The 5,082-nt window shown below is 48.1% G+C and carries 3 protein-coding genes; 1 reads left to right on the forward strand and 2 read right to left on the reverse strand.

What is annotated here, in order from left to right:
- Window positions 1–673: transposase (locus tag QUA13_RS31435; protein ID WP_333204876.1), on the forward strand; the 673-nt coding region annotated here is incomplete at its 5' end.
- Window positions 674–774: 101 nt separating this feature from the next.
- On the opposite strand, the gene QUA13_RS31440 is transcribed toward QUA13_RS31435, so the two are convergent.
- Window positions 775–4,431 (reverse strand): DUF4347 domain-containing protein, encoded by a 3,657-nt coding sequence (locus tag QUA13_RS31440; protein ID WP_333204878.1) that lies wholly within the window; start codon window positions 4,429–4,431, stop codon window positions 775–777.
- Window positions 4,432–4,608: 177 nt separating this feature from the next.
- A complete protein-coding gene (locus QUA13_RS31445) occupies window positions 4,609–4,896 on the reverse strand; it encodes a hypothetical protein (RefSeq protein WP_333204880.1) in 288 nt (95 codons plus the stop codon).
- Window positions 4,897–5,082 lie beyond the last annotated feature (186 nt).

Below are 5,082 nucleotides of genomic sequence, written 5' to 3' on the forward strand. Positions count from 1 at the left end.
ATTTTGTTCTGTTGATTTGGGAAACTGGCTTAAGGAAAAAGGTGTGTCTTTTTGCTTAAGACTGAAAAAGAATCTTTGTATCGAAACAGAACATTTAGTTTGGCAACGGTTGGATGAATTAGGAATAGTAGCCGGAACTTCTTTGTATGTTCAAGGTAAAAAAGTGAGGAAAAGTCGACCTACTACCGGATTTGAGCTTGCTTGTAAGTGGAAAAGGAACTATGGGAAATATCAAGTTAAAGAAGCCTGGTTTATTCTCACGGACTTATGCTCATTGCGAGCAGCGCTCCATGCTTATAAGCAGCGAATGGGTATTGAAGAAATGTTCCGAGACTGTAAAACAGGAGGCTACGAGCTTGAAGGAACAAGCCTCAAAGGGAACAGACTTATTAATATGATTCTCCTGATGACGCTTGCCTACCTGGAGGCAATATTTCAAGGCACTGAATTGAGAAAAAAGCAGGTACAAAAATATGTATCTCGTCGCAAAGAACCCAAGAAAAAATATCGTAGACGGAGTACATTTGGTGTTGGTGTAGATGCCGAAAAGTGGGTTGATTATCTAGAACAATATGCTTTGGAGATGCAACAGTTAATGAAGTCAACTCCTTCTAAACGTCGCTTTTACGAACAAGGTCTGAGGGCTGCAACCCTTATTCGGTCTATATCCTAAGCCTCTTTGTCACCCCCCCAGTACTGGACATCACTACCAAAGCATTTAACTACTTGCAAGACATATTAGTACAGGAAGGATTCCTCACCATACTAACAGCCTTAAAGCAGAGTAATTGCAGTCGATGCCGGAGCGCCGATCGAACCTGGGCCAAAGCCCAAATTCACCACCCCACCAGTCAAACCAGGAAGATTGTTAATCGTCAGACTAACGCTAGTTTGACCAGGATTAAAGTTCACCGTGCCGGACGAAAGATTCACAGCAAATGGACTAATGTTGTAGTCTACGTTGTTCACAGGTCGATCGCCACCAGGGGCAACAATCAAAAAGTCGATCGAAGCCGAAACCGAAGTATTGCCAGTCCGATTAATCGTCAACTCTCCAGAACCACCATCAATAATAGGATCGGGAGACGAACCGTAAGAGAAGAAAGTCGGAGGCACAGCAGTAGTATCAATAACGCTCAAAACTGCCGCTGACGGACTAGCCAAACTGCCACCACTCAAGAACAATTTCACCGTTTCAGTAGGCTCCGTGAGACTGTCAAATAAAGTTTGAACCGGAACTTGTACGCTAGCTTGTCCGGGTGCAAAATTGATCGCTTGAACCACACTGTTGTAATCCGGTTGAGAACCCGCAGCCAGAGCAGTACCGTCACCCGTGCTGAACGAAATCGTAGTAGGTATCGAAAGGTTCCCACTGCGATTAATCGTAATCGGCGCCGTGTTGCCCTCGTTGACGCTGTAAGTAGCCGCACTGAAGAAAAACGTGTTTTGAGCGGGCGTCGGCGTCGGTGTCGGCGTTGGAGTCACATTAGAAATCCCTTGATATTCAATTTTCCGCACTAGGTAGTCGGAACCATCGTTTTTGAAGGAGGTGGCGGCGTAGGCAGGGGTGGGGCTATCGTAAGCTTTGGTGGAGAACCGCAGTTCGTCAAAACTAGCGCCGCCCAGAGAGTTTCCTACTATCTGGAATTTGAAACTGCCATCGGTGCGATCGCCAATGAAAGTCACTCCATTTGAAGACACACCGATCGCTTTTGGAGCGCTCGGAGCGTTGAGGCGAGCGATCGTAAAATTGGTGGCCGGTACCAGAACCCCATTATTAAAGATTTGCAGGAAAGCAACCTCATTGCCTTGATCGCCCAAACCTGGACTTGTTGTGGGAGTCAATCCACTCAGGTCGATCGTTGTGCTAGTGATGTCTTGGTTATCTGCCCATTTCACCTTCAGCGCCTGAGATTGGTTGGTGTTGGGGTTATGGTTGATTTCCGCCCGAATTTTCCTGGCGTCGGTGAACCAACCATCATAAGAGGATGGGACGCCAATACCGCCGGTACTGCCGTAGCTCAACCAGCTTTTAGGGTTTTCGTTGCTTGCTAAGGTGAGGTTGCTGATGACATTCGGGTTAAGATAGTCAGTTTCCACGCCATCAAAAGCTATCCCAGACAGTTTGATGCCTTGATTCTGGGCGGCATTGGGCCATTGTGCGATCAGGTCATTGACACTGCTGTAATTATTGGTTTGACCCAAAGAACCAGTAAGAGTCGGCGCGGGAGTGGGAGTGGGAGTCGGAGTCGGTGTCGGAGTAGGAGTTGGTGTCGGTGTCGGAGTTGGTGTCGGAGTTGGCGTCGGAGTTGGTGTGGGGACGACAGTACCTCCAAATTCAAAAGAGCCGCTGTCAACGATCGCACCTGGAATGCTGTCGCCATCTTGAGGGCGAGTCACGCCGCGCTGATCCGTAGCCGGTGCGCCGGTAGCAATCCCTTTATCAATTGCCGGACTTCCTGTCAGCAGCGGCCTGACTAAAGCGCCGTTGAGGTTTTGCAAAGGGCCGAGTAAGGGGTCTGCGATCGTCACACTTGTCGTCACCTTGGTATCGGTGTTAATCACCGGCCACTGAAAATTCCCTCCTCCATCGCTATATTGGGCGGTGACGTGTTGCTGAATGCCCCAAGGGTTTCCTCCGTTAGCCGCTGTATTGTTGGAAAGAATCGTGTTTTTGAGGGTGACATTATTAGCATCGGCGAAGATACCTCCACCAACCCAGCCGGCAGAATTATCGGCGATCGTCGTGTTGAGAATGGTTGTGGGTGCACCAAGAGTCATTGCACCGCCGAGTTTGTTGTAATCACCAGCAGCAAACGCCGTGGAGTTGCCAGAAAACGTACTGTTAGTAATCGTAGTAGGGGCATTTCGCATCCACAGGCCGCCACCTTGATTGCCGGCTTTGTTGCCCGCAAAGGTGGTGTTGGTAATGGTCAATCCCTGGTTGGTGCTGTCACTCAAAATCGTTACCCCACCACCGTTTCCAGCATTTCCACCGTTGGGTAGCGCCAGAATTTCGTTATTTTGGAAGGTGCTCTTTTCCAAAATAACCTTGTCTTGGCTGCCGGTGAACAGATAAGCTGCGCCTCCTTCACCTCGACCTTTATTGTCTTGAAATACGCTATTGGTAATCTTAATTGTGCCGGAAGCTTCGCTCGGATTGCTGGCTCTGTCTGTGTAAACTGCGCCGCCGAAACCCCTTAAAAACGGATTATCTTGGCCTGTTGCGTAAACGGCTGCGGTGGTGTCGTTGCCGATGAATCGGGAGTTGTCAATTGTCAGCTTACCTTGAAGGCTGTTAATTGCCCCGCCGTTAATACCTTTGTTATTGGTGAAGTCGCTGTTGGTGACTGTAAAAGTTTTGAAACTCAAAAAGCCGATCGCACCTGCACCGCGTTCATCGTTAGCTGCGGTGGCTGCGTTGCCGTTGAATTTACTGTTGGTAACAGTCAGGGTATTGTTGAAATTACCAAAAATTGCGCCACCGCCTCGATCGGCGACGTTGTTGTTGAACTGAACGTTTTCTACTGTGAGGTTTACTTCGTCGGTTGTGCCGATCGCGCCACCTCGATCGGTAGTTTTGCCGTTAGTAATAATGAGGTTTTTGACTGCAAAATTGGTAGCAGTCGCAACGTTGGCATTGACAAAAAAGGCGCGGGATGCGTTGTTGCCGCTGATAGTTAAACCCGCTGCCGCGGCACCGTCAATGGTGATGTTTTTGCCAACGGGAATATTGAGTTGACCGCTGGTGAGGGTAATAGTTTGACCGGCTAAACCGGGAGCGAAGGTAATTGTATCCCCTGCAACAGCGGTGGCGATCGCAGCCCTTAATGAACCGGGCCCGCTATCGCTATTGTTGGCTACCACGATCGTAGCTAAATCACCTTGGTAATTTGCCATCGCCTCGGCTTGCAAGGCTAAGGGAGATTCAATTTGGCCAGAAGCAAATTCTAAATTCCAGTCGCCGTCGCTGCCGGTTGTGTTGCTGGAAGCGGCAACATCAGCCCCGGTTAATTGACTGAAGCGATCGACGAAATTAGCACCTGTACCCGCGGCTACATCGCACCCGTACAGCATGATGTCTGCTTCTGGGGCTAGTGCAGTTTGCCACTTTTCTAACTGGTTTTTGTATTGCTCTATGTTATCTGAACCCAGAGCAGTATTGCCAAGTTGTAGGCTGCCAGAACTGCCGTGAGAAATAATGTGAAGCGAGTCAATAGCCCCGTTAGTGGAGGCGTATTTTTCAATTTCAGAGCTGATTTGTTCGATGCCGTTTTTGGTGCGGTCGAGTATTACTACCTGCTGTCGAGGCAGCACTCCCGCTGCAATTGACTCGTAATCTTCTACGCCGGAATCAATGAAGACTAAGGAGCGCAGTGGCCGTTTTTCAAAAGAAGATTGTGAGTTAACTTGAGCGAATTTAGAACTCATATTGGAGACTCCATTAAGGGCATTATTAGTAGATACACCCCGGAGTTATCTCATCAAGCTTATTTGATAACTATGCGATTTTGGCAATTAACTTTTGTATGGATCGAGGTAATCTGAACTGAGGATAACAGAGCCTAATTGCAGTTAGCCCTAGCAGCCGTCAGAAGTTGTGCGAACTTAGTCAATCTCTCTAAGAATAGAGGCATATTTTTGAAGTGCCGAGGTAATTTTCTCGATGCAGTCAGATTCCCCAGCCAAGATTCTGGAAACAAAATATCCACCTTCATTGATGCTGGAGTCCTTGAATACAAAGCTTTTGGATGGGGAATTTGCGTATTCCGAGGCGCGAGTCGTTTCCCTTAAAGAAGCCAACATATTGCGTCCTCCAAAAGTTACTTTAGGGGTAGATACAGCCTTGGATTCAGAGCTTCTGAAAGGGCCAGCGACCTTGTTTATTTCGCTCATTCTTATTTAACCTATCTATCATTTTCCCCTATTTCTGCAGCACTGCCATCCGCGATCGCACGGAATTTACAGCGGTTTCCGCTGTTATGAGGTACAATCAAACATAATTGGTAATTGCTCAACCCCCTTGACAAGAAGACGAGATAGACATTAGATCGAGGAATGGAAAAACTCCCCGACTTAAAG

It is taken from the genome of Microcoleus sp. S28C3, from assembly GCF_036700785.1.
Lineage (GTDB): Bacteria > Cyanobacteriota > Cyanobacteriia > Cyanobacteriales > Microcoleaceae > Microcoleus > Microcoleus asticus.